Source organism: Campylobacter sp. CFSAN093249, assembly GCF_011067895.1.
Taxonomy (GTDB): Bacteria; Campylobacterota; Campylobacteria; order Campylobacterales; family Campylobacteraceae; genus Campylobacter_D; species Campylobacter_D jejuni.
In genome coordinates this window covers 1-1,170 of record NZ_JAAMWM010000010.1, presented here as the reverse complement: position 1 = coordinate 1,170, position 1,170 = coordinate 1, and the positions used below count along the sequence as shown (strand labels likewise).

Below are 1,170 nucleotides of genomic sequence, written 5' to 3'. Positions count from 1 at the left end.
TTTGCCCTAACTTTTCTATAAAATAAAGCAACCATTCATCATAAGCTTTGATATAAGCTGTGATGAAATGCGTTTTATCTTGTATATGAAGTTTTAATACATCAGCAATCATTTTTCCACGATAAGCAAAAGCTCCTCTTAAAACTTCATCCTGTATAAACTCATCTGTATCTAAATTATGATTAAAATTTTCTATATTTTGATAAACTTTTTCTAAAAATTCTAAAGGTAAAAGAAAATCTTTACTGAGTATATTTTCTAAAATTTGTTTTAAAGCTAAGGCATCGTCTAAAAATCTTTTGGCATTTTCTTGATCTTTTTGTATTTTTTCTTTGAATTTAACTAGGAGTTTATCACTTCTATTTTTAGTTAAACTTTTTGGAAGTTCAAATTTGGGTTTTTCTTTTGTAAGGAGTTTTTCACAACATTCTTTAAAGGAAAGTTCTTCAGTGAAATTAATCCTTGCTCCACCTTCAGTAGCATTGTAAAATTTAGCCTTTTGATCATTGCAAGCAAAAAGATATTCAAGTTTTATACGATAATCATTCCAGGTTATATGAGTTAAAACTTCACCTTTACCTGCATAGGCAGGGACTTTAAGTTTATCTATATTTTCTTCACCGCTAAATTTCTCCCCAAAATCAAAACCTTTTGAGTGTGAATTTCCTTTTTCATCAAAGGCTAAATCTTGCCCTATCATAATAATATTTTTAAATCCCAAAGCCAAAGCTAAAGTATAAGAAAAATGACTTACATGAGTACCCGTACCAATATAACCAAAATCATTAAGATTGAAGCGTTGATATAAAGGATCATCTCTTAAAATCACACTTTTATTATCTAAAAAATGAACCAAATTAGGATGCGTAGCACATGAAAGTATATTTAAAGAAGTTTTATTTTCTTTATTTTGAAAAAATTTCATTGCTAGATCAGTAAAATCTAAATTCGTAACATAATCAGGCACTATGCCTTCTTTCTCAAGCATACTCAAAGCCCCATCAGCACAAAATATCACTGCTTTATCTTGATAAGCTTTAAGTAAAGGAAGTTGTTTAGCTAAACTAGGTCCTGCAGAAACTACTATAGCATTTTCGAATTTGTTTTTTCTTTCACTTAAGATTCTTTGAAAAGGAATGCTTTCAAGCATAGAAGGGATGTTTTGTAAAA

At 29.0% G+C, this 1,170-nt stretch carries 1 protein-coding gene; it reads right to left on the bottom strand.

Going from position 1 to position 1,170, the window contains the following annotated elements; translation table 11 throughout:
- Window positions 1-1,170, bottom strand: a 1,170-nt coding sequence (locus tag FBF10_RS08350) for a motility associated factor glycosyltransferase family protein (RefSeq protein ID WP_141079233.1), incomplete at both ends; no start/stop codon positions are given.